19 protein-coding genes and 1 pseudogene are annotated in these 24,418 nt (G+C 43.1%); 11 read left to right on the top strand and 9 right to left on the bottom strand.

All coding sequences use genetic code 11. The features are described 5' to 3' along the window. The first annotated feature begins 173 nt into the window (after positions 1 to 173). From QZZ36_RS11885 to QZZ36_RS11875, 3 genes are all read left to right on the top strand, one after another. Positions 174 to 2,120 (top strand): dockerin type I domain-containing protein, encoded by a 1,947-nt coding sequence (locus tag QZZ36_RS11885; RefSeq protein ID WP_295081752.1) that lies wholly within the window; start codon positions 174 to 176, stop codon positions 2,118 to 2,120. A gap of 271 nt (positions 2,121 to 2,391) precedes the next feature. Further along, positions 2,392 to 3,069 (top strand): hypothetical protein, encoded by a 678-nt coding sequence (locus tag QZZ36_RS11880; RefSeq protein ID WP_295081749.1) that lies wholly within the window; start codon positions 2,392 to 2,394, stop codon positions 3,067 to 3,069. Next, a complete protein-coding gene (locus QZZ36_RS11875) occupies positions 3,066 to 4,772 on the top strand; it encodes a VWA domain-containing protein (protein ID WP_295081747.1) in 1,707 nt (568 codons plus the stop codon). Before QZZ36_RS11880 ends, QZZ36_RS11875 begins: the two co-directional genes overlap by 4 nt. Positions 4,773 to 4,826: 54 nt before the next feature. Here QZZ36_RS11875 and QZZ36_RS11870 read toward each other — a convergent pair whose 3' ends face one another. Continuing rightward, positions 4,827 to 6,425: a serpin family protein gene (locus QZZ36_RS11870; RefSeq protein ID WP_295081745.1), complete on the bottom strand. Its 1,599-nt coding sequence runs from the start codon at positions 6,423 to 6,425 to the stop codon at positions 4,827 to 4,829. A 224-nt stretch (positions 6,426 to 6,649) separates the two neighbouring features. Continuing rightward, on the bottom strand, positions 6,650 to 7,504 hold the full coding sequence (locus QZZ36_RS11865) for a VanW family protein (protein WP_295081742.1): 855 nt from the start codon (positions 7,502 to 7,504) through the stop codon (positions 6,650 to 6,652). A 428-nt stretch (positions 7,505 to 7,932) separates the two neighbouring features. Between QZZ36_RS11865 and QZZ36_RS11860 the strand changes: the two genes are divergently transcribed. After that, complete coding sequence (locus QZZ36_RS11860; protein WP_295081739.1) at positions 7,933 to 9,378, top strand: polysaccharide biosynthesis C-terminal domain-containing protein; 1,446 nt, start codon at positions 7,933 to 7,935, stop codon at positions 9,376 to 9,378. A 171-nt stretch (positions 9,379 to 9,549) separates the two neighbouring features. Beyond that, entirely contained in the window at positions 9,550 to 12,126 is a 2,577-nt protein-coding gene (locus QZZ36_RS11855) for a dockerin type I repeat-containing protein (protein WP_295081735.1), read from the top strand. A gap of 211 nt (positions 12,127 to 12,337) precedes the next feature. Here the strand turns inward: QZZ36_RS11855 and QZZ36_RS11850 are convergent, their stop codons facing one another. Next, complete coding sequence (locus QZZ36_RS11850; protein ID WP_295081731.1) at positions 12,338 to 14,023, bottom strand: GGDEF domain-containing phosphodiesterase; 1,686 nt, start codon at positions 14,021 to 14,023, stop codon at positions 12,338 to 12,340. Between the two features lie 440 nt (positions 14,024 to 14,463). On the opposite strand from QZZ36_RS11850, the gene QZZ36_RS11845 reads away from it, so the two are divergent. Together QZZ36_RS11845 and QZZ36_RS11840 are read left to right on the top strand one after the other, a co-directional pair. Continuing rightward, complete coding sequence (locus QZZ36_RS11845) at positions 14,464 to 14,826, top strand: hypothetical protein (protein WP_295081729.1); 363 nt, start codon at positions 14,464 to 14,466, stop codon at positions 14,824 to 14,826. A gap of 88 nt (positions 14,827 to 14,914) precedes the next feature. Beyond that, positions 14,915 to 16,255 carry an MATE family efflux transporter gene (locus QZZ36_RS11840; RefSeq protein WP_295081727.1) on the top strand — a complete coding sequence of 447 codons (1,341 nt, stop codon included), beginning with the start codon at positions 14,915 to 14,917 and terminating at the stop codon, positions 16,253 to 16,255. Positions 16,256 to 16,360: 105 nt separating this feature from the next. Here QZZ36_RS11840 and QZZ36_RS11835 read toward each other — a convergent pair whose 3' ends face one another. The 4 genes and pseudogenes from QZZ36_RS11835 to QZZ36_RS11820 form a co-directional block, all read right to left on the bottom strand. Then, complete coding sequence (locus QZZ36_RS11835) at positions 16,361 to 18,670, bottom strand: ABC transporter permease (RefSeq protein ID WP_295081725.1); 2,310 nt, start codon at positions 18,668 to 18,670, stop codon at positions 16,361 to 16,363. 1 nt (position 18,671) lies between these two features. Continuing rightward, a complete protein-coding gene (locus QZZ36_RS11830; protein ID WP_295081723.1) occupies positions 18,672 to 19,433 on the bottom strand; it encodes an ABC transporter ATP-binding protein in 762 nt (253 codons plus the stop codon). An 11-nt stretch (positions 19,434 to 19,444) separates the two neighbouring features. Then, complete coding sequence (locus QZZ36_RS11825) at positions 19,445 to 20,041, bottom strand: TetR/AcrR family transcriptional regulator (RefSeq protein ID WP_295081721.1); 597 nt, start codon at positions 20,039 to 20,041, stop codon at positions 19,445 to 19,447. A gap of 175 nt (positions 20,042 to 20,216) precedes the next feature. Further along, positions 20,217 to 20,324, bottom strand: a pseudogene (locus QZZ36_RS11820) (tyrosine-type recombinase/integrase); the annotation flags it as partial. A gap of 127 nt (positions 20,325 to 20,451) precedes the next feature. Here QZZ36_RS11820 and QZZ36_RS11815 point away from each other — a divergent pair. Then, on the top strand, positions 20,452 to 20,628 hold the full coding sequence (locus QZZ36_RS11815; protein WP_295081719.1) for a type ISP restriction/modification enzyme: 177 nt from the start codon (positions 20,452 to 20,454) through the stop codon (positions 20,626 to 20,628). Here QZZ36_RS11815 and QZZ36_RS11810 read toward each other — a convergent pair. Together QZZ36_RS11810 and QZZ36_RS11805 are read right to left on the bottom strand one after the other, a co-directional pair. Then, positions 20,625 to 21,926, bottom strand: a complete 1,302-nt coding sequence (locus tag QZZ36_RS11810; protein ID WP_295081717.1) for a hypothetical protein — start codon at positions 21,924 to 21,926, stop codon at positions 20,625 to 20,627. The genes QZZ36_RS11815 and QZZ36_RS11810 overlap by 4 nt on opposite strands. Before the next feature lie 6 nt (positions 21,927 to 21,932). After that, positions 21,933 to 22,478, bottom strand: coding sequence for a hypothetical protein (locus QZZ36_RS11805; RefSeq protein WP_295081715.1), 546 nt, complete (start codon positions 22,476 to 22,478; stop codon positions 21,933 to 21,935). Between QZZ36_RS11805 and QZZ36_RS11800 the strand changes: the two genes are divergently transcribed. From QZZ36_RS11800 to QZZ36_RS11790, 3 genes are all read left to right on the top strand, one after another. Then, positions 22,466 to 22,777, top strand: coding sequence for a DNA/RNA helicase domain-containing protein (locus tag QZZ36_RS11800; protein ID WP_295081713.1), 312 nt, complete (start codon positions 22,466 to 22,468; stop codon positions 22,775 to 22,777). The genes QZZ36_RS11805 and QZZ36_RS11800 overlap by 13 nt on opposite strands. 103 nt (positions 22,778 to 22,880) lie before the next feature. Next, complete coding sequence (locus tag QZZ36_RS11795) at positions 22,881 to 23,111, top strand: hypothetical protein (protein WP_295081710.1); 231 nt, start codon at positions 22,881 to 22,883, stop codon at positions 23,109 to 23,111. A gap of 10 nt (positions 23,112 to 23,121) precedes the next feature. Continuing rightward, entirely contained in the window at positions 23,122 to 24,339 is a 1,218-nt protein-coding gene (locus QZZ36_RS11790; protein ID WP_295081708.1) for a leucine-rich repeat protein, read from the top strand. Positions 24,340 to 24,418: the final 79 nt, after the last annotated feature.

Genomic DNA, 24,418 nt, shown 5'->3' with positions numbered 1-24,418 from the left:
ATTGCATTGACATATGGCGGTTTTTATGATATAATAACACAAAGTACATTTGACGCTGAGAAGGAATAATGTGTATTTCGTCAGTTCGTTATCCATCATTTTTCTTTATGAACGTCAAAGGTATGATTGAATACGTTTTAAGGCGTAAAACCCAAGGAAAGGAAGTATTGCAAATGAAAAAGTTTATTTCTGCAATCACATCATTCTGCATGGCTGCAACAATGATAGGTGCAGCGGTTCCTGCAACAGTCGGAGCTGCAGACACTTCAAAGAGCTTTTCAGTCATGACCTATGACATAAGCAAGCCTTCAGCAGCTGACGCAAGTTCCACAGTAACTATCAAGAAGACCGATATCCCTTCAGGCGGTTACGTTCTCCCCTGTGCCCTTTATTACGGCGAGGGCGAGGATAACTCAACAGATTCGCTTCTTGTAGGCATTACCACAGACTCAAAAGATATCGAATTCAAGGTATATGATCCGCTTGATCCATACAAGGAAGGCGAAAAGGAATATACCATCAAGGGCAGCACTTTCAAGACTGACTCCTATATTTCCTTCGCCGGAAAGTATGACAAGCTTGACGGATATTCGGCAGCAGGTCTTCCGGTATTCGGCGTTGACAGCTCTCAGACAGCTGCAGGCACAGACAACTACTATATCGGCTGTTCATGGATGAACGCCGGTGTGCCTTATTCATGGGCAGGCGAAAAGTCCGATTCATACCCCTTCTATGTATTTGACACAATCATCCCGCAGAACATCAGCGCAGGTTCATATACTGTAAAGTTCTGCGAATACAATACGGATAAGTCAGGCAAGAACAATAATCCTTCACCAATGGTAGAGGGGCAGAAGCAGAGATATACCACAGAGAACGGCAACCTCAAGCTCGCACCGCTTACTATCAAAGTAGTCGGTGACGACGGAGAGACAACAAGCAGCGGTTCTGAAGTAAGCTTCTCTTTCGTTGACGAAAACGGAAACAGCAGCATTTCTGCAAAGCCCGGCGACGAGATCACAGTTTTCGCTAACATCAAGGCAGGCGGTCAGCCCGTTTCTGCTATGGACGTTCAGTTCAAGGCTGATTCACCTGTCAAGATCACACAGATCGGCGGTAAGTCAGCTGCTATCGGAAACAAGCCTGTTTCTTCAAATATAGAGGAGTACCGCGCTAACTTCACAGCAGTTGATACAACCGGTGAGCCTCTTGTCCCCACAGACGGAAAGGCTGCTTTTTCACTTGTTGTAAAGGTTCCCGATGACGCTGCAGCAGGAAGCTATACTGTAGGCTTCGACAAGCAGTGCAAGGTATTCAAGGACAGCACAAATTACAATTATCCTACATCATCCACACCTCTTACGATCAATGTTTCCGGCAGCGGCAACGGCGGTAACAGCGGCGGCTCAACAAGCAGCGCAGATATCAGCTTCTCATTCGTTGACGAGAACGGCAAGAGCAGCATCTCAGCAAAGCCCGGCGATGAGATCACAGTTTACGCTAACATCAAGGCTGACGGCAAGCCCGTTTCTGCTATGGACGTTCAGTTCAAGGTTGGTTCTTCACTCAAGATCACACAGATCGGCGGCAAGTCTGCTGCTATCGGAAACAAGTCTGTTTCAACAAACCTCGATGAGTACCGCGCTAACTTCACAGCAGTAGGTACAGACGGAGAGCCTATAGTTCCTACAGACGGCAAGGCTGCATTCTCACTTATAGTAAAGGTTCCCGATGGCGCTGCAAACGGCGACTTCACAGTAGGCTTCGACAGCCAGTGCAAGGTATTCAAGGACAGCACAAAGTACAACTACTCAACAGCCTTCACTCCTTTAACTGTAACAGTTACAGGCGGTTCTGAGATCACATTCAAGCTCGGCGACGTAAACGACGACGGTCTTGTTGACGCAGTTGACGCTTCTATGGTACTTGCTGAATACGCAAGACTTTCAACAAACCAGAGCGGTACATTCACAGAAAAGCAGAAGCTTGCTGCAAATGTTAACGCTGACAGCACTATAGATGCAGTTGACGCATCAAATATCCTCGCATACTATGCTTATGCTTCAACAGCAACAGGTTCTGTAAAGTCTATGGAAGACTTTATGAAGGACAGAAAGTGATCCTATAAAAGAGAACTTAATAATATTACAGCAGCCTGCAGCATTGCAGGCTGCTATTTTTATTAATACGTGGTAGAGTAATGTTAATCGCAGCACATTTCGCGTTCAATAGTGCTTTATAAGAGTTCGTCAGACCATATCACAGGTTATATAGTCCTATAACAGAATTATCTGCCTTACCACCTCCCCTGTCATTGACATTTTACTGAAAATGTTATATAATATATTTTGACGTAAAAAGCAGTCAAACACAGCTGATTGGGGTGATTCTTTGAAAAACAATCTGGGGCAGATAATCTTTAATCTTATCATAGCCGGTCTCGGCGCTCTTATATTCGGCGGGACCAATATCCTTGATTCCGCGGGATTGTCCATTATAGCTATAATACTTATTGTAGCCGTACTTAGCGCGGGCAATTACTTCTTCGTAAAGGTCGCTGCTCTTGGCAAAAAAGCCTTCCGGCGCTCCTATATGATAGATGAGAATACTTTTGATTCCCTGAATGAGCCTGATGACTACATCAACGTCATGAAAGACCTGAAGGATTATCCCCTGTGCCGTCAGGAGGCTTCAAAAATGATAGAACAGTGGGAGCTTTTCAGAAAAAAGTCCGAAACTCTCGATACAATTAGTTCCAGCGGCGGCGTATATGAACTCGTCAATCAGGATATCCAGTCAGTCATGCTGAACAATATGACTATGTTTATGAAACGTACCGCTATCATGCAGTCCTCTTCACGCTATGAGGAGATAAATACCCATAAGGGCTATCTCCGTATGCTTACTGACAGGAATGACAAGATACTGCAGGATTATACCAACCTTCTCATCGAAGTCTCACAGATGACCGACAATGAAAGGAACAGTACGGAAATAAGATCTCTCAAGCTTATTATAGATTCTATACACGAATACAAAAAAGAAATGGAAAGTGAGGATATAACATGAACAAAAGCAAAACCCCTCTCGTGATCGCGATAATCGGCGCTGTTATCACTATGGTGATGATAATCGCGGTAATAAACAAAAGCTCGTCAAATAAAGATAATAAACCGCTTCCGGGCACAAGCAACAAGATCACTATAGACAATCCCGAAGAGAAGCTCCAGAAAGCGCTGAAAAACGTGACTATTCTCAATGCTGAAAAGATAAAGGGCACTGTGGATTATTCGGACAAGGGCTCGGCTAATCTCCCTAATATCGAAACAAAATATCCTCTCACCGTCGTAGGTGACGGCGATGTGGATATCGAGATCTTCTCCACTTCCGAGAAGGCAGGAAAAAACAACAACGGCTGGCTCAATGAGACCGCGGAAGAGTTCAACAATCAGAAGAACCGCCTTTCAAACGGAAAGACTGTTTCTGTAAGCGTCAGAAGCATACCTTCCGGAGCTTCGGCAGACTATATTTCCAATAATGTTCACATTCCTCAGGCATATACTCCGTCAAACGAGCTCTTCGGCAAGCTTGCAGTGGAACAGGGCGCAAAGCTCAGTCTTGAAGCCGAATCCCTTGTATCAAATACCGCAGGTATCGCTATTTCCCGTACAGCAGCTTCTTCTATCAGTTCAAAATACGGTTCCGTATCATTTGAAAACGTAGTTGACGCAGTTGTGGCAGGAGATCTCCAGATGGGCTATACCTATCCTTATACTTCAGCTACAGGTCTGAACTTCCTCGTAAACGCGCTTCAGCACTTTGACGGAAGCAATATTCTCAGTGATTCCGCAATATCAAAGTTCCAGCAGCTCCAGAAGGGTATACCTTTCGTATGCTATACCACCGATCAGATGGTAAACGCAATGCAGAGCGGTACTCTTCAGGCAGGCGTCGTTGAGTTTCAGGCTTATACAAACAGCCCCGTACTCAAGGGCGGCTACGATTTCATTCCTTTCGGATACAGACACAGCAATCCGCTTTACAGTGTAGGCGATCTCAGCGCAGATCAGAAGGAAGCCCTCAGCGCTTTCCTCAGTTACGCACTCAGCAGCGGTCCTCAGGCACACGCAAAGGAATACGGATTCGATCCGGAAAGCTTCAGCTACAACACAAAGGACATCAGCGGTTCAGACATTACAAGCGCTCAGCGTCTCTGGAAAGAGGAAAAGGACTCAGGTGCGCCAACTATCGCTCTCTTTATCGCTGACGTTTCAGGCAGCATGACCGGCGATCCGCTCAGGAGACTGAAGGATTCACTCCTTGAAGCTTCAAAGAACATCAGATCCGATAACTATGTCGGACTTATCACCTATAACGACGATGTTACCCTAAATCTTCCAATCGCTCAGTTCGATCTTGAACAGCGTTCCTACTTTGCCGGAGCAGTTGAGAAAATGAAGGCAGGCGGAAATACTGCTACATATGACGCTCTCCTTGTAGGTATCAATATGATAAACGAGTATAAGGAAAGCATTCCCGGCGCAAAGACAATGATATTTGTGCTCAGCGACGGCAGATGCAACCGCGGAGTCGAGTACAACACATCAGCAGGTATCGTAAGTCATTACGGAATACCTATATATACCATAGGCTACAATGAAGAAATAGATTCCCTCAAGGATCTGTCATCTATCAACGAAGCTGTATATATCGACGCTGACAGCGATGATGTTGTTTATGAGCTCTCAGCTCTCTTCAACGCACAGATGTAATAACAATAAAAAAACAGGACGGAGAGTTATCCCCGTCCTGCTTTTTATTTCAGATCACTTTTCTCCTATCTGGGTTACAACACCGATAAACAGCGGCACGTTGTTCCTGTCAACTATCATATATACGAATGGTCTGTCGAGATATACGAAAACTTCCTTTTTAGGATGATACATAGCTCCGCCCGCCATACCTATCGCTGTTGCGGCAGCTGCCTTTGTACCTGTCTCGGTCACTTCTATCTTCGTCTTGTGGACTACCTTGTCTATCCACAGCGGTAAAGCACCGTCAACAGAGAGATCATTTATCTTTGAGAAATCAGCTGCACAGCTGTCAAAAGCTGTAGGCATACCTATCTCCTTGAGTATATCGTTCAGCGTTTTTCCGTATTCATACTCGAACTTGGGTATCATAGTGTAGAGGTCGATGGAATCCGGATCCACGCACTCGCTGAGTCCTGCAAGGAGCTTCTCGGCGTCAAGGTTATTTACATATTCAACTATATCATTATTCTTTGGAAGTATTCCCACAAAGCTGTAATCGCCGTATGCATAGGGCTTCTTGAAAGCGTCAGCATCTCCGAGGTCAAAATACTCGCGCTCCTTGCTTCCAAGTCTTTCTATCTCGCGCTTTTCACCGTTAATGTCTGTGAACTCACCCTTTGGAGCCCAATCGTAGGGTACCTGCCAGTCTGCCTCAAAATAGAGAGTATTTATAAGCAGCATTAGCATTTCTTTTTCTTCGTTAGGATCAAGTGCGCCTTTTTCGAGGATACCGGGTATCATGCCATTGGTATTCCTGTTCACCCAGCTGTTTATATCCTTTACCGTTCCGTTGTCAAAGGGAGCTTTATATATCTCTGCATTATAGTATTTACTGTTTGTGCCGAGGAATTCGTCATAGACCTTGAATGAAGGTTTATCCTTGAACCATATCGAATCCGCAAGATATACTTTTTCCTTCTCCTTGTCAGGGAGCTTGCTTATGTAATAAGCCATATACTCATTCAGCTGGTCGATGGTAAGTCCGTTACCGAGGACATTTTCCATTTCCTCACGCGTACTGCCGTCAGCACCGTTTGCAGTCATAGCAAGTGCTGTGGATATCGAAACCGGCGAGATAAGCATATTTTCCTCTTTTGGTTTAGTGGGATCAAAGCCCTTTTTGAGTATCTCGATACCTAATTTCATCTCAGCAGCTGCAAATTTCTCGTCTGTGGTCATGCCCTCCGACGCCTGCAGTCTTACTTTATCATCAAGGCGGACGCTTCCGGCAGATGTATCTGAATCAGAAGAGATACCGAGGAGCTGATACTGTATCTCCTGAGCGTCTCCCACAGTCAGTCCGTCGCCGTCCATATCTCCGTTTTTCTCGCCCTGCTCGGTAAGATGATTATCAGCCGTGCCGTTTAAACCGTACTTGTTCGGACTTGCAAGAGCCTGCATGATGAGAACTGCATCTGCCATATCCACTGTGCCGTCACAGTTAGTATCGCCCTTTAATGTGTCAGTCCCGGTATCAGTCTTTTCCTGCTCAATCGGGATCTTCCTGTCCTCTAACAATGAGGATTTTCCATCGGCATAAACGCCTGTACTGCCAATAAACGACGTTAAACTTACCGCTGAAATAATAAACGACAATATCTTTTTCTTCATAAAAACCATCCTTTCAATATTTTTTCTGATCTGATAATGCATTGTTTGTCTTCTGAAGAGCTTTTTCATTCTGCATCTGCTTCTGATATTGTGCCCTTTGTATATTAGACGTAACGGGCACACAAAAACACTAAGCAGATTTCAAGTTAAAATAAAAAAATATATCTGCGGACAAAAAAACAGGAACTGTCAAAACCGTTCCTGTTTTCAATACAATAGTATTTTTAGTGTTCTTCGACCGGTACATCAGCCGTATTGCCGGTCTCAATTATATCAAGTCCGCTCGTATCATAAAGCACCTTTGCGTGATTGCTGCGTATAAGCTTTCTTTCGATATGGTTTCCTGTCACTCCGTCCACCTTGTCACGGTATACCTCACCGTTTCTGTAAACGACACCGTCTTCTCTTGAAAAGAACACATTCTTTGTGGAGATATGATACTTGTTTCTCTGAGGCATATCCGCTCTGAGCTCACCGCAGAGATACTCAGGCGTAGTATAAACTACCAGCTGATAAGTCCTTTTAGTAGTATTTTTAAAGCGGTAATCAAGATAGTTATACATTATGGACGTACCTGTCCCGAATGGTATCTTGCGCTGAAAGTCCGGGAAAAGATCAAGTCCGTCATGGTGATGATGCTCGGTTATCTTCAGATCAGAGTGAAGTATCATCCAGTGTATCAGGTTGGTCATCTGGCACATTCCTCCGCCTATACCGGGCTCGGTATGATCGGCAAATATCGTAAGCCCTTCCTTATATCCCTTCTTTTCGGTCGTATTGCCTACAAGATACCAGAACGAGAATGTCTCTCCGGGACGAATAAGTATCTTGTTAATTTTTGGAGCTGCGAGCGAAAGGTTTACAGCTTTGTTTTCCTGCAATGTCATATCAACATTGCCAAGCTTTCTCCTTATCAGCGATTTATGCCTGTAAATGACATACGGCAGCCTTTCCTTCTGTTTTGTTCTGGCAAAATGCTTAAAACCGCACAGATTCTTCAGTGACCTTGCCAGAATACATTTTTTCTCCGAGATCGCATATGTAAGCGGCGATATCTCACAGAAAAGTTTTCGTTTCATTGTCCGCACCCTCAAATCGAAATATAATAACATGAATGATCAATGTCTGCCCAGCAGCTGAAAGCACCTCTTTTTTTCTGTACTTTAGCCGTAAATGAGCATGACATCAAATAGTGTACCGCACAAATCCCCTGGTTTTAAGAAATTTGCGCTTCCCGAACAAAGTTCGGGACAATAACCGCTATAAGGCGGTTATTGAGGACACACTAATTATAACATAATATGCATTGGTTATCAATACATCGTAAATTTTTAAACACACGTCCGCTGCCTAAAAGTTTTATCACTATAATGACAAAACTGTACAAATTATGGTATATGCGCAGGAACCGCGTCCGCAGCCGGCAAAAGAATGATTTTTCATCCATATGTTGATATTTATCAGATGATATGGTATAATATGTCATATACTCTTCCGGAGGAGATAAATGAACAAATATAAAAAACTTGCATTCAATACTATCATCTTTTCTGTCGGAAGCTTCAGTGCAAAGATATTTTCACTTCTGCTCAACAATCTTTATACAAAGCACCTGAGTCCGTCCGGACTATATACAAAAGCGCTGATAGAAACACTGGTACTTTTCCTTCTGCCTGTATTCACATTTTCACTGACAGAAGCTGTAGTACGCTACGGTCTCGATAATGAATACGACAATAAACAGGTTTTCACAACAGCTGCTGTCATAACCCTCAGCGGACTTTTCCTCATGCTGCCTGTCATACCGTTACTTAACCTCATTCCTGTACTAAAGCCGGTAAGAAGCTATTCAGTATTGCTTTTTGTTTACGTATGCACCTCAGCGATGAGGGCTCTCTGCTCCCAGTTTGTCCGCGCCTGCAATATGGTTAAGCTTTTCTCCGCAGACGGTATTTTCGCCACACTGACGCTTTTCATTTTTAATATTTTATTCATTTCAAAGCTCGGAATGGGCGTCAGGGGCTTCATGATATCAATGATACTTTCAGATGCCTGCTCCGCTGTTTTCCTTTTCATCGCAGGCAGGATACGCGGATACGCTGATATTCACAGCTTCAGCCGGTCATTCGGTAAAACTATGCTTCGTTTCACTCTGCCACTTGTCCCTACGACTGTCATGTGGACATTCACCGGCTTTTCCGACCAGATATTTATCGGAAATATGCACAGCAATAAATTCGCTCTCGGCAGCGACGCGGCAGGTATATATTCTGCGGCTACCAAGATCCCTAACCTGATATCAATGATGTCATATATATTCATGCAGGCATGGAATATGTCCGCCATAACAGAAAATGACTCGTCTGACCGCAGCAGCTTCTATGAAAAGGTCTACTCTGTTTACGAATCGCTGCTTTTTATCGGCTCCGCAGGACTTGTACTGCTTATCAGGCCTGTTTCCGCAATCCTCATCAATTACAGCACTTTTCCGGAGTACAGGACCGCATACCGCTATACTCCCCTCCTTATCGCCGCAGCCGTGTTCACCTGTCTTAATCTTTTCCTTGCAGGTATCTATACAGCGACCAAGCACACTGCCAATGCGTTTTATACCATACTTGCCGTAGCTGCCGCAAATGTTATCCTGAACCTTTTACTTATTCCGGCATTAGGAATACAGGGAGCTGCCTTTGCAACTTTTCTCAGCTATCTTCTCTGCTACTGTATCCGTATGAAAGACTCACGCAGATATGTGCCCTTCCGTTTTTCAACGCTAAAAACAGCTGTCAATACCTCTCTTCTTCTGCTTATGTGCGTACCCGTGATCTCAGGCCTCAAAAACCCTGTCTTTTATGAGCTGCCTGTTGCAGCTGTGATAACCGCCCTGAATCACGGTGCTGTTACCGAAACTGTCAGGAAGCTTCTCAAAAGAGATAAAAAGGCAGCAGCATAGTATTGCTCTTACAGCCGTTGCTGCATAAAAGCTCTGTTCACTGCGGACAGAGCTTTTTTACTTTGCTTTCTGATTTATATGATTCTCTATTGATTTTTTAAAAAAGCTGTGTTATAATGTAGGCGAACAGACAAGAACTGTTAATCCTAAAGAAACGGCAGGTGAACACAAATGAGGTCCAAAAGAATAACAGCTGCTTTTATCGCAGCAGTAACATCTTTCATTCCCCTTTCATCAGGCAGCCTATCCGGATTTCTCTCCGAACCGGTGTACGCTGAGGAACACGGTATGGGCGCAGCGCTTCCCGACTGGATCCCATATGATCTTGAGTCGGCAATAGAGTTCCGCAATACCTACGGTGCTACTCATGTTCAGGACGGGCTTGTTTGCGTAGTCTTCAAGGAATACGCTAAACAAGCGGCTTCATCACAGTATCTGGTAATGACTACAGAAGACATGATGGATGAGCTTACCCACAAGACCTTTGAATCAAAGGAAAGCGGCGTGATCTATGAGACAGTTGTCTATTATGCGCCTCATAAACAGGGCACTTTTGAAGTCGCACTGGTTGAGACTGCCATGAAGGACATAATCAGGGAAAGCGGATTCCGGCACGCTTATAAGAACTATGCCTTCTGCATAGACGAGGACAGCAATATCTCCGAGACCGACATATACAGCTGGTTCCCGGACAGCGTTGCGGAATACAAGGAATATTCCGAAAAGTTCGGTCAGGTCTCCGCAAGGGATAATATCATCGTGTTCTGCATTGACTCAAATACGGGAACGCCTTATGACTGGTTTGAGGTATACGGAACGCCCCGCAGCTGCATAAACAAGATAAACCACTATTTTACAGAGGACTGCAGCACGGAAACAGCACCGCCTCTTGACGGCGGAACGATACACAAAGCCATAGCTTATTCGGCTGATATCGACGGCAGCGATCTGGTAAGGTGGGATTATGCCTCGGTCAATGACTACTGCTCAAATCAGGTGGAAAAGACACTCATCGCCGACTGTACAATAACCGATGGCGCAAAAACTGTCATACTGAACGACTCCTATGTAAATGACGCAGAATTCTCATATTCTCAGTACAGCATATACAGCGATGATCTGAATGCTTCGTATACCAGCATATATAATGCTTTCGCTGATCAGAAAGCTGCCGTAATAAGCTCAAAGGATGAGCTTGTGAGCTTCCTTTCGACTTATCTTAAAGAAAAGGCACTGAATAAATTCGTAAGTGAGTACAGCGACAGCTTCTTTGAGAACAACGTACTGCTGCTGAATACCTACCTTGACCCTTACAGGGGGCGTATCCTGTCCCACGGACTTGACAGCGTCCAGTTGAAGGACGGCAGACTGATAATAAACTATACCTCCATTATCTATGCAAATCTTATGAGAACATCATACTTTGACATTCTCAGAGTAGTTATCCCAAAAGATGAATTGCAGGATAAAGTTATCTGGAACAACAAGGAGACACTTAATTTCGACCTCAAACGCATAAGCATTATCGACGAGGATACCGGCGAGCCGATAAGTATTCCGGGAGATAAAAGGGAGCATATTTTCGGAGACAAACTGAAGTATTTCGAGGGACGCAATCCATATTACGTTGACACAGAACTGTCCGATTATGACTGGCCCAGTATCACTGTTGACGAGGATTATCTGCCTGAGGGATATGTACTGTCCGAAAAAGTACCTGTCAAAATAAAGGAATATGCATACAATTCAGCAGACATGATCTTCACGGTAAAGAATAACTCGCCCGTTGAAGTAAAATACGCGGCAGACAGGATCTCAACAACAACACCTGATCTGATACCGGATAATATAATAAAAGGTCTGGAACCTGCCGTCGCGGCTTCAAAAGAAGAGCTTTCAGAGATACTCTCGCTTTATATCTCGGAAGAATATCAGAAAAAAATATTCTCAGCCTATGATGATGATTTCTTCAAGGATAATGTGCTGCTCCTTGATTTCATTATAGACCCAACAGGCGGCGAAAATATCAGTATAAATGATACCGTTATATCCTCTGAAAAAATAACTGTTTATTATACCAGACCCTCCGCGGATTTTGGTATATGCAATACCGACTACTTCTTTATTCTTCAGGCTGCTGTACCGAAAAGTGCATATAATAATCAGAAGACTGAATGGAAATGCAGCTACGATGTCAACGGCGACGGAGAATTCGGTATCTCCGATCTTGTCACCCTGCAGAAATGGCTGCTCTCAGACCCGGATACCAAGCTTTCCGAACGCAGAACAGCTGACATCTGCAAAGATAATAATATTGATGTTTTCGACCTTGTTGCAATGAGGAAAAAGCTTATAGAATTAAATAGGTTAGGCACTCCGGTAAAATATGCTATAGAAGCTCAGTATCTGCGAGCCTACAGGACTGTCATCAACAGCGGACCTATAGTAAGGATGATGACAAATACAGAAGAGCTTAAAAGCTATTTCAATTCGGATCACAAATATGAAGTAATTGAAAAATACGATGATGAATGGTTCAATGACCATAAACTGATGGTAGTCAGCATTGAAGAAGGAAGCGGTTCGATCACACATGAAATAACCGATCTTACCAGCGATTACGTAAATATAAACTGCATTTCCCAGGAAGTGATGACCTGCGATATGGCAGCATGGGATATACTTATCGAGCTTGATAAATACGCAAATATCAGCGATAATTTCCAGGTCATCCTTACAAGGGAATGAAACATCAGTGACATTCACTTAAAAACAGAACAGACAAAAAAACAGGGACCACAGTCCCTGTTTTTTATTATTCATGTCAGTCCGTATATTCAGAATGATGCTTTCCATTGCTCTTGCCCTTGTAAAGCCTGCTGTCAGCGCGGTCCATTCCTACTCCGATATTCGAATCAGGGATCACAAAGAGGAAGTCCTCGCCTCTCTCCCCTGCGTTTTATATTGTATATCTCTCCATAATAAGCCTTTTTTCAAACTCATTCAGCGGAAGCGGTCTGTCGAATAAGTATCCCTGTGCAAGCTCGCATCCGCACTCACGAAGAAGTTCGAGCTGAGCTGCTGTTTCTACGCCCTCAACGATACATTCAAATCCGAGCTCCTTTGCCATAGCGACCACATATTTGAACATAACGCTTCTTACGCTGTCCTTTGCTTCACCGTCAAGAGGCAGGAATATCTTATCGACCTTCAGTACATTCCAGGGTATAACACGTATCAGATTAAGAGATGAATACCCCATACCGAAATCGTCTACGGAAGTGTATATATTATACTCGTGAAGCGCCTCAACAACACGCTTCAGATCCTTGAACTCAACGTCTGTGGTGGTTTCGGTCAGTTCTATCTCTATGTATTCATGAGGCACATTATGCCTGTCTATGATATCAATAAGCGTTTTTACAAGATCAGGATTAATGATATGACGTCTGGAAAGATTGACGGAAACACGGACAACACGTTTTCCTTCATCGAGCCATCTGCGTATATCCGAGCATACGAGCTCAAGCATATGGAAATCCAGCTTGCATATCTCACTTGTCACCTCCAGTATCGGGATAAACTCCATCGGAGGCACGATTTTTCCGTCGTGGAACCAGCGGCAGAGAGCCTCGGCTCCATACAGTTCACCGGTAACGATATTGACCTTAGGCTGATAGAATGCATGAAATTCACCGTTTTTCAAAGCAACAGGGAATATGTTCTGTATACGCCTTGACCTTTCCTTTTCTGACATGAGCATATCAGAATAAAATACGATATTTCCCTGCGTGCCTACCTTTGCGACCTGATATGCGTGCATGATCTTACCCATGATGTCATTCGGAACAGTTACTGTATACCTGTCCGGAACAAGAAAAACACCGGCATAGCACGAGATCCTTGCTGTTCTTCCGCTGTCATCAGCCAGTACAACAGCTTCATTCATGTAATCAAGAAGATCGGGAAGATCAGTCTGATCGCATATGCATACAAAAGCGTCACCGCCGAGTCTGACGACCATTCCGCTGTCTCCGATCATATTCTCTATATATCTGTAATGGTTCCACAGAACGGTATCACCGCCCGCTCTTCCGAACTCCTCGTTTATCAGAGAAAAATGCCGCAGATTATAGTTTATTGCAGCTTTTCCTTCAAAATCGCCGGTGCGTCCTTTCCATGAAAAGTATCTGAAAAGGCTTCGTATATTACGGAAGCCCACATCATCATAAAACGCCAGTTTTTCAGCTATCACCTGCAAACGGTTGCGGCTTATGAAAGCAAGCGCCGTTCTCATGGCAAGGTCAACCTTGAACATTTCCTCATCTGTCAGAGGTTCCTCATTCTCCGACATATATACCGTCATGGTAGTTATGGACATAAGTCGCGTTTCAAATCTTACCGTATGTACCTGCTTTCCTTCTTTTCCTGTATCATAACTGCACATTACTTCGCCGTCATCCCGTTTTTCCGCGCCGGGATCGCGATAAAAATGAGTAACGCCCTTTGAAAGACGGAACATCGCGGCGATCTCATTCAGTACAGATTCAATCTTTTTAATGGCAGGTGTCTGATTCACTATCTGCGTCAGGGAAGCAAGCTGTTCATACAGCTTATAAAAACGCAATTCCTTTTCAGGATCCATAAATACCTCCTTTCATCATATATGCTCCTGTCAAAAACAGAATGATAATGTATTATTGATCTTTATAATAATACGATTTTTCATTATTGGCAAAACACCATAACAAAAGTTCAACGTATTTATCAAATAACATACAAAATAGCATAATGCAACATATTACAATGCCATATTTATATATTGTACACTATTTGCGCACATAAATCAATAGCTGAATTGTAAAAAAGCGTTTTATAGCACAATACTGTTATTTTTCCGAACAGCTGCTATTCATCAATCAGCTTATCCGGTAAGCAATTAACAGCTTGACATCTGCAGATATATATGATAAAATTCAATTGCTCACGGATCACGGGTTTGTAAAAGGTTCTTACCGCAGTATAAGCTGCATCTGGAAAAGCTCATAAGCCATGATCCGATAATAATACTATTCAGGAGAAATTATGAAAAGATCACTAACTGTTATTTTTGCTGCAGCTCTTCTGCTGACAGGCTGCAACGGCGGAGAAAGCGGAACATCAGAGATCAGTACAGCTTCCACAGAAGCTGAAACGCCCACCGCTGATACCACCACTGTTACAACTACTGCTGCCGTATCGCAGACGGTCATCAGTACAACAACTACCACCACAACAACTGCTGCCGGCAGTGTAACTTCATCAGCTGAAACTTCCGGTGATTCATCACTCAATGATGCTGGTATCATGCCTCCGGAATCAGAAAACTCATCTGAAGAAGAGACAAGTCAGTCTTATACTGACGACAGTGACGAGCCTATAGAGCTGCCTGTCATACCGATAAGCTGACACGGACAGAACATGGTAAAATAAAAGTTTTTAAATCACGGATAAGCCAGTATTTTGTTCTTATCCCGAAAATAACGGAGGAATCAATTTGAAAGACAACAGCTTTACAGAAGGACCGATACTTCCGAAATTATTGAAGTTCATGCTGCCTGTTCTGCTGGCAATGTTTCTTCAGGCGCTTTATGGTGCTGTGGACTTGCTCATAGTAGGACAATTCGGAACAAAATCAGGAGTTTCAGCTGTTTCGACAGGTTCACAGATAATCATGACCCTTACGAATATTCTGGTAAGCTTTTCTATGGGAATTACCGTTTCGGTTGCACAGCGTATCGGTCAGAAACGCAATAAGGACACCGCACAGATAATAGGTACAGGACTCTGTGTGTTTTTCTTTGCAGGTGTGATATTCACATTGATCAGCGTAATCGGTGCAAATTCACTGACTAAGGCAATGCACGCGCCTGATGAAGCGATGGACGCGACCGTCAGCTATATCCGTATATGCGGCGGCGGTTTTCTTGTAATAACAGCTTATAACCTGCTGGGAAGTATTTTCCGGGGACTGGGCGATTCAAAAACACCTCTCGTGGCTGTCGGAATAGCCTGTATATGCAATATAATCGGTGATCTGATCTTTGTATCTGTATTCGGTCTCGGAGCAACAGGTGCTGCGATTGCGACTGTAATCGCACAGTTTATAAGTGTGGTGATATCGTTTTTTATTATCAGACGGCTGAAGCTTCCGTTTGAAATACACCGTTCAGATATCAGGATACATAAGCCGTCAGCACGAAATATCATACACATAGGAACTCCTATAGCATTGCAGGATTTCCTTGTGGGGATATCGTTTCTTGTCCTCGTCGCCATTGTTAATCAGATAAGTGTTGATGCATCTGCAGGAGTTGGCGTTGCAAATAAGGTATGCACATTCATTATGCTTATTCCAATAGCATTTATGCAGTCAATGTCCGCATTCGTTGCACAAAACCAAGGGGCAGGTCGGTATGAACGCTCAAATGCCGCTCTGAGAAACGGCATTGCGGTTTCAGCCGCATTCGGAGTGGCGATGTTCTTTATTACATTCTTTTTCGGAGATAAACTGGCAGGTATCTTCTGCCCTATAGATTCTACTGTAAAAGACGCATGGGATTATCTGAAAGCATATGCAATAGACTGCCTGCAAACTTGTTTCCTTTTCTGTTTTGTAGGATATTTCAATGGTATAGAAAAGACAAAGTTCGTTATGCTTCAGGGACTTTGCGGAGCTTTTCTTGTGAGGATACCGATGGCATTAATCATGCAGCATTTCAGCAGCGGCTCTCTGTTCCTTATCGGACTGTCTATACCTTGCTCCACGCTGCTGCAAATAGCTCTTTGTTTTGCAGTATATATACATACCAACAAAAAACGAACCGAAATTGTTTAAGTTCATAAAAAAGCACTCACAGTCAAAGTGAGCGCTTTTTTTACTGCTTAAAAAACGTTAAAACCGTGACTTATAGGAAAGATAAAAGCATATTTTAGTTATTTCTTACCCCTCTTTTATCAGTGAATATGCGGTTATCCTTTTTATAGGCCTGCAAAGCAGCGTACCGATGATGATATTTACAGCGGTCAGTATCAAAGCCATGATAAGCAGAACTGCCACAGGTATCTCAAAATTATTCTTCTGCGCTCCGATGGCTGAGAATATGCCATCAAACATAGTCGGCAGATATGCAATACCCAGCATCGCCGACAGTACAGAACCTATCAGTACAACAGGTGTGATACTACCGACCGTCTGCACGATAAGCTGTCTGCTTGTGAAACCCATCGCCTTGTATATGCCGAAATCGATTTTCAGGCTCGAAATCATCGAACGCATGATAACGTAGAGTATCAGCAGTATGATAAGCACTGTGATGATGAACAGCAGTATTGCAACAATGGTGATGAGCGAGGAATACATCGCCTGCATAGCCTTTGTTTCCTTTGCGGTATTGCTTATATTCACAGTATAATCGGAATATTCGCTGTTCAGCTTGTCAACAAGGTCTTCAATATCCCTGCCGTTTGTGTAGATGTTAAACGAATAGAGCGGCTTATCCGAGATGCTGGCATATCCTTCATCGGTCAGCTCGGCAATAAGTCCATTGTTGTTGACGCTCTGAATAAAGCCGCTGACCGTATAATCGTGAGAATTTCCGTTCACAGTCAGCCTGAATTTATCACCGACAGAATAATCGTCTTCAAATGCACTACCTATCGCAATTTTATCGGCATTGTCGGGGTGCGCACCTTTGTAGCAAATATCATTTTCAAGCAGTGAATAGTCCTCGCACACGATCATTGGTAAGCTGCCGTCTGTGTATTCACCGTTAGCGATACCATAATTCACTGCTTTGACATTCTCATTTTTGAGCAACTCTTTCAGTTCCTCAAAATAATTCCCGTCCGACTGCACTCTTATATCAGGCAGCTCTTCAGACAACGTAGTGAGGAAGTTTTCAGGACGGATATTTACATTATAAACAAGCACTCCCGTAAATGACAGAAGTATCATCATAACAAAAGTAACCGCAAAAAGCAGGATATTTCTTCCGGCAGATGAGACAGCTTGCTTTAAGGTCAGGTTCAGAGCCACCGAGCCTTTTGAGGTGTCAAGCGGAAAACTGTTCCTGTCCGCGGGTTTCAGCGGATCAATTCCTCTGATAGCGTTGATAGGTTCAAGATGCTTGATCTTTCCTGCGGCAAGTAACGTAAACAGCAGAACAAATACGAGTATGCCAGATATACTGATGCAGGCAGCTTTGATGTCGAAAACAGGTGTATAGGAGAAACCAGACTGTACTGCAAGCAAATTTGCAACAGAGGGTATCACCGTATAGGAAATAGCTGTTCCGATGATAAGTCCTGCACCGCATATCAAACCGTAAGGGATTACCTGACTGAACATAAGCTGTCTGCTTGTGTAACCTATTCCTTTGAGAACACCCATTTCGTTGATCTCCTCGTCAATCGTTGTTCGTATCCTGAAACGCGCGAGGAATATGCTTACGATCAGCACAAGTAAAGCAAACACCGCAAGGAACAAGACGATCGTATTTGATACCATAGTGCGGCTGTTTTTGGCAGTGTCACGGTCAAGGAGAGAAACTACGTGGATGTTTTTTCCTTTCAGAAGTGCCGCAATATCGCTCTTTAATCCGGATATATCAGTATCATTGTCGGTTTTTATCAGATATTCCGAAACCGCCGTAAAATTCTCGTCAGAGGTCATATCTTCATATGCTTTGTCGGTAAGGTATATCCCGATAAAGCCCGTGCCGTAGTTGCCGTACTGCATTTCGCTGATAATGCCGTTAACGGTAAAGGCATATTCCCTGCCGTCTGTGATATATCTTATCTTTTCGCCTGTCTTGTATCCGCCGAGCGCAGACAGATACATGGGAATATACGCACCGTTTTCTTCCTCGCTACTTGCTTTTTCCTCTATCGTATGCTTCGAGATAGTTCGCTCATCGGAAAGTTTGTAAAAATAGGTATTCATCGTAAATTCCGAGCCTTGGAATTCCTGTAAGGCGGCAGAAGCAAACAGAGCTTCATTCTTTTCGACAGCCGAAACGCCATTGATTTGACCAATATCACCGGCAAGTTCCTCAGATGCAAGGGCAGCGGGAACACTCGCACTGATATCAGCAGTGTTAAGTTCATCGAAACGCTTGTCATATGCATCACCCGTCTGAAACAGAAGCACAAGTGAAATATTGAGTATCACCGCCGTTATAATCATCACGATACCAAATGAAATGAACTGTCCTTTTGCTTTTTTGAGGTTATGCAATACAAGTCCGCCCATATCACCACCCCATATCTTTCAGGAATATTTCGAGCTTTCCCGTTCTTTCGGTATCATCTGCGCTGTATTTTCCCAAATCGCAGTCGCCGCAGATCTCGCCGTCCTTGATATAAACAACCCGATTTCCCCTCAGAGCCGATTTCTTATCATGTGTTACCATTATAATGCTCTGTCCGGTTTCATTAAGCTTTGATAACACGTCCAGAACTGCATCGGAATTGTTGGAATTCAGCGCACCTGTCGGCTCATCGGCAAATATAGCTGAGGGCTGATTGATCGCCGCACGGACGATGCCTGCTCTTTGTGCTTCACCGCCCGATATGAGCGATGGCAGCTTTTTGCGTGTCACCTCCGAAATGTTCACCATATCGAACAACTCGTTTGCACGTCTAACGATGTCGGCTTTGTCCTTGCTTGTAAGGCTTCCAGCGGTTATTACATTATCCAGCAGGTTCATCTTATCTATCAGATAGATCTGCTGAAAAACAAAGCCGCAGTTCTTACGTCTGAATACGGCAAGTTCATCGCTGCTCATGCCGGTTATCTCTGTTCCTCCGAAAATAATAGTGCCTGCATTCGGCGTATCCATACCCGAAAGGGAGTACATGAGAGTAGACTTTCCTGCGCCGGATGCACCCATGATAATGGTGAAATCACCCTTGTAAATATCAATATCAAAATCCGAGTAAATCACCTGCTCGCTGTCGCCCGAACCAAAAACCTTTTTAAGATGTCTTGCAGAAATAAAGGCCTCTTTTTCCATAACTACCTCCGTCAGTGTATAAGCTCCTTGATAAAGCTCATCGTTCCTGTTTTTGCGCCGAGAGTTTTCTCGGTCATGTCGATGAATACCTCAACATCTCTTTCGTTGAAACTGCCGCTGTCGAAAATACGCTGACAAATAATAAGGATCATTTTTACACGCTCCTCGACATTTGTGCAGTCAAATATCCCTTGTGAGATACCCTCTTTCACGACTTCCGTCAATATCGGAACGGTCACATCAAGAATACGGAGGTTTATTTTTTCGTGCATAACGATATTCTCGCTTCGTTCCAGAGTACCTGCAATACCGCTTTCTTCCAGCTGCGGACGCATTGACATTGTAACGGCAACGATCTTCTGTGGAACGGGGATTGGTGTAGAAATCACGTTTTTTGCCCGTTCTGCCTCCTCGCTTATCATCATATCAATGACCGCTTCAAGTGTAGCTTCCTTGCTGGGGAAATGGTAGTAATAAGTTCCCTTCGCAATTCCCGCCTCTGTAATGATCTCGTCAATGCTTGTATTATCGTAGCCCTTTTCGATAAACATACGGTATGCGATCTTTAACAACTCTTTTTTTCGGCGTTCACCTTTTTCGCCTTTCATATTGACCTCCTAATTTTCGACTGCAAGTCGAATTCCTGATATTATGATAACACCTGTTAAACGAATTGTCAAGAACAAAACCGACTTCAAGTCGAATATTGTGCGTGATGGCAAAAAATCAGTTCCTTTTGCACGGCGCATTGTTAAAAATGCCGGTAATATATGCTGATGAATTATGACAATAAATATTACTTGTTGTAGAAACCGTCGAATGTCCTAACGCTCCCGAAACGGTCACGATGTCCACTCCCTGATTGACGAGGAGCGAAGCGAACAAGTGTCTGTACAATATGAAAACACGTTTAAAGAATGGTCTCGCATTTTTCTATTGATACATCGTATTGATGTCCTCTGTTGTATTTGTGGATCGAATAGCTCATGACAGAGTTGAGAAGCAGAATCTAGCTCAAATGAGCTTGTTCGGTGATATGGTCGAAGATACAACCACTGGATACAAGAAGCGTTACGCTATCTCTGATGTTGCACTTAACAAATTTAAGGGGATATATGGAGATCGTGTAACCAAAGAAGATATCTTCTACTATCTGTATGCTGTTCTGCACTGCAAGGACTACATATCAGCTTAGTCATTTATTATCTGACCTGCCACCATGTTGAGATGTTGATGCTGCATAAACGGAAAAAAGTTGTTGATAGGCTTATCCAACTTATGAAACATATCAGAAGCTACAGCCACGTCAACTTTTCTATTTGCCTCTTCGCTCAACAGACGTCTTGATAGGGATACGAAACGTTGCTTATTCTTAACACCATCCGCTCCGATTACAGTGCGAGTCTTCAGATCTTCCCCTGGATTAGCGAAGCAAAGATCATTTTCCTTTAGTGCTTGAAAAATCTTATTATGACCAACCGGGAGTTCAAGTTGTTGTAAAATTTTCTCAACGAACAGTTGCCTTGTAACATTGATTGATCCATCGCTACCTGCAAAAGCCATGTTAGGTTTCCAGAACGGTGGGGATGATTCATTACCTACCCCAAGTGTCCCTGAACATATTGCTGTGCTCAGTGATTTACCAACTGCCTTAGAGACTACATTACCAAGACTTGTTCTGTTTACTGCTTCAGATTTGAGATAATTCCTTAATTCAAGCACATCATTTTTGGAGAATATCTTCTTATAATAAAGCACTAAACCTGTAGCAAGAAACATAATTGCTGAATTGCTCTGCGCCTTATATGGCAACTCAGACACTAATTGCTCAGCATTCTTGATCGCTTTTTTTAGATCAGCATTTATGGCATCCGGATTCTGCTCTGCATACTTGATAATGCAATAATTCAGCTTTCCCATAGCTTTCTGTAACGGGCCGAAATCTTCAACCTTGATACTGTTGCTGATTGAGAGCTGATAATGCGGAAATGTGTCAGGAATAGTTCCGGCATTATCGGTAATAAGCACTGGTACGGTTCTACAAACGCTCTCCTCAAGCGGAGCGGTCTGAAACTGCTCATACACTAATTTGAGAACTTTTTCGAGGTCATAGTAATCATCAATAACAAAAGAATGACGCAAAATTGTAGAACAGTCTACATGCTTGTTTAGCTCATCCTCAATACCTGTAATACGGCTATGTGAGAAGATAGGTTCCATAGAATTATGATTTCTGTTCTGGATAACAGCAGTCATGAATCTAGAATTATCATCATCTGACGTTTCAATAACCCACATTCTATCCTGGGTAAGTCCTTCATCTTTGAATTGAGGAAGCAGACGGCTCAATATCGATAATGCAGTCCCCACCTTAACAGGCAGAGTACTTGGACAAGCCTTATGATAAGAATCCACAATTTTGTCTATAGATTCCGTAGTACGTTCGAGGTGGATATAGTTAAATGCATTCCTACGCTTGAATTTAACTGACATAAAATATCACTCCTTTTCATCGTAAAAAAAATCGGACAAGATTGGAATCATGTTTTCAGCTGAAACAAAAATTCTTCTGCCATCTGGAGTATTGTTCCAGCCTGCGTGCTTAGGAAGCGTCAGAAAGAAAACATTATTGCACATACAAATAGCCCTGATAAACGATTCATAATAATAGTCCCTGTTCCTAAGGGTAAGTCCCTTCTGATGATACTGGGTCTGCTTCCTGAGATCTGAGGAAGTGATAATTCCCTCACTGAAAATCAGTGGCTTCGTAGAGCCTTTCAGAAATACACTTAAAGCACTGCATGATCCAGGTCCAACAGCATCAACAATTAGACATGCCTCAACAACGAAGCGTGAGATTAACTTAGGTAAACCATTTTTTACCCTGATCAACCATTCAGCGGATACATCATTAAAGTATAACCTTACATCCTCACTGTAATTATCATATTTAATAAAATGGGGAATGAAATTGGTTCGATTGAAATCCACTCCATTAATGCTAATCGTCTCTGAAATAAATGGTGATATCTTTGATATGTGCATACCTTTCTTATCGTTTTCTTATTGTCGGTGATGATCTACTATATCGAGAAGGGAAAGTCATAACAGACTATACAAGGCATCCTAAGGGATCAGGAGAATTCAGGAGACCACATCAAAGAAAACCTACCCCTGAAGATAGTGATATTATCGATCAACTTATAAGAAATACATATAAAGTATTATTTACAAGAGGACAAAAAGGTTTGTATCTCTATATAATGGATGAGGCATTAAGAGAATATTTAAAAACGGAAATACAAAAGATATATGATATGCAGGCAATACTCAGAGACAACTAATATTATTAATTGAACCGCCTATAGGCGGTTCTGCTTTATGTGTTTACATTATATCGGTATTATGCTATAATTGGTGATAAGAGAAATGACAAAGGAGTTACATATGGCAAATCAAGAGATTATTGACAGAGACACGTATAAAAAAATCAAGAAGATGAACCGAGAGGAGCTTACAAAGTTCATTCTTAAGTATGGCGACGAACTTCTCGGAGAACAGGTCAAGACGATTGATCTCCCAGCTCTTGAGGCTGAACTCAGTAAGATCAAAGGTATCGGTGGTAAGCGCCTTGAGGAGATAATGACTGTTGTCGAGAAATTCTTGGACGTTGAATAGGGGGTATATTATGAATTGTAAAAGAATAGTAGCAGCGTTGATGTGTGCTGTAATATCGTTGGGAACGACAGCACTTTCGCTGGGAGTACCTGTAACTCTTTCGGCTGAAGCTGCAACCATAGTTGACAGCGGCAACTATGGCGAGAATATCACATGGCAGCTGGACAGCGACGGTACATTGACTGTCAGCGGCAAGGGAGATATGGGCGATGTAGGTCCTGTCAAAAATACTCCGTGGGTAAAAGAAAGAGATCTTATAAAAAAAGTGGTTATAAGCAATGGGATAACAAGAGTCGGAGATCAGAATTTTAATACTTGTAAGAACCTTGTGTCCGTTACCCTTCCCGATACTCTGAAAACCATTGGCTTTGTTGCGTTTTCTGAATGCAGCGCTCTCACTTCCATCGTAATACCCGCTTCTGTGACGGTAGTCGAACATGAGGCTTTTAAGTCCTGTAGTAATGCGGAAATAACGATCTCCTCAACAGCCACAAAGATAGAAGGCGGGGCTTTCTCAGGCACAAAATGGGAGGAAGAGCAGCTTGAGAAGTCGCCTTTTGTGATAATAAACGGTGTTCTTCTTGCTGCAAGAAACGATACGGAAAAGATTGTCATACCTGACGGAGTTGAATGTATAGGTCGGAGATGTTTTCAGGGTTGGGGATATTGGTCAGTAACAGAGGTCGTTATCCCTGATTCGGTGAAGATAATAGAAAGCCGTGTTTTTGAGGGATTCAGATCACTGAAATCGGTGACAATACCCGAATCGGTAGAGAAAATAGAACCTAGTGCTTTTCAGAGCTGCAATTCTCTTGAAAAGGTCTGCATACTTAATCCCGAATGTGATATAAGCGACATGAATTCGACCTTTACCAACGGTGCCGGTTATGCCTATACAGGTATTATCAAGGGATACAGAGGCTCTACTGCAGAGGCTTACGCCAATAAGTACGATCGCATCTTTGTACCCGTTGATTCTGACACGGGAGATGTGAACTTTGACGGAAATGTGAACGCAGTAGATGCTTCCATGGTGCTGGCATATTATGCCCGTGTATCGACCAATCAAGAAGGCGGATATAATGAAGAGCAAATGCTTGCAGCAGATGTAAACCACGACGGAGATATCAATGCCGTTGACGCATCGAGTATTCTTGCGTACTATGCGTATGTATCGACTACAAAAGAAACTCCTATGTCAATGGAAGAATATATGAAAAAGAATTAAGAAATTTCCTAATATGATGACAGCCCTTCACGGGCTGTTTCCTTTCTAGCTTGACTAATATAGTTAATTATGATACAAT

Origin of the sequence: Ruminococcus sp. (genome assembly GCF_016287535.1) — a bacterium.
Taxonomy (GTDB): domain Bacteria; phylum Bacillota; class Clostridia; order Oscillospirales; family Ruminococcaceae; genus Ruminococcus.
The sequence above is the reverse complement of the archived record's forward strand: the minus strand, read 5'-3'. Positions and strand labels throughout refer to the sequence as shown.